Here is an 891-nt window from a genome sequence, read left to right as displayed (position 1 = left end):
TCCCCGTTTCCATCGAAAGGAGGCGATCATCGGCTGGTGGTGCTACTGGCCGCTGGAGGTGCTGTTGGTATTACGCCTGCGCCAATGGGCGGGATTGCCCTTGTCGGTGGTGAATCATCCCCTGATGACTGCGCCTTTTGATGTGCTGCCGCCTGCGCTGGAGGATCCCGCCGACGTGTGGCCTTACGCAGCCCTGCCGCGCCACTTTGCCACCCACTATCCCGAAGCCCCGGCACTGTTGGCGCAGATGTGTCAGCCCCCCGCATCCGCCGCGCCCGGTGTCTGGCCTAGTCTGAGCGAGCTGGAGGCAGTTCTGGCCCGAGGTATTCCCAAGTGGCCACCACAGCGGGGTGATGCCCCTAAACCGCGCCGAAAGAGCGCCGCCAAATCATCATCGACCCCATAAGAGAATGTGTATGTCTCCTCACCTGACCGCCCTGCTCGCCCAATTTGATTACGCTTCCTGGCCCCGCTTTCCCAAGCGAGAACCCTATTGTCGTAAGAAGCTGCTAACAAGGGTTTCAAGTGAAAATCAATTTTACGATCATGCTCGACAATGGGTTGACAAGACGCTCGCCAATATTCCCCTTCCTGAAGGGGATGAATACGCGTTGCTGCCCAGGGTTGAGAGTGTTTGCCTGGCGGAGCTGGATCACTTGGTGGGAACAAGCTTGCTGGCAGGCCGTTGGCCACAAACAGAATATCGCCGCTATCCGCTGCTCTATTGGCAACTGGTGCGTTACTACCAGATAGAGTTGCATCGCAGCAGACAGTTGAACCTGTTGCAGCCTCATGCAGGATTTGACTTTGGGCGCATGGGGTATGTGGCGATGCTGCTGGCCTTGCTCGGTGATCGCCGTCGTTTGATGGATTGTGTGGCATTGGCTCATA

The 891-nt window shown here is 57.8% G+C and carries 2 protein-coding genes; both read left to right on the top strand.

The genetic code is table 11. From position 1 onward, the window contains the following. Positions 1–406: hypothetical protein (locus ACM3N8_RS22345; RefSeq protein ID WP_416016607.1), on the top strand; the 406-nt coding region annotated here is incomplete at its 5' end. Positions 407–416: 10 nt separating this feature from the next. After that, positions 417–891, top strand: a 475-nt coding sequence (locus ACM3N8_RS22340; RefSeq protein ID WP_416016606.1) for a hypothetical protein, incomplete at its 3' end; no start/stop codon positions are given.

Origin of the sequence: Aeromonas sp. A04, from assembly GCF_047780465.1 — a bacterium.
GTDB lineage: Bacteria > Pseudomonadota > Gammaproteobacteria > Enterobacterales > Aeromonadaceae > Aeromonas > Aeromonas bestiarum.
Note: the sequence above shows the minus strand (reverse complement) of the source record. Positions and strands in the feature narration are given on the sequence as shown.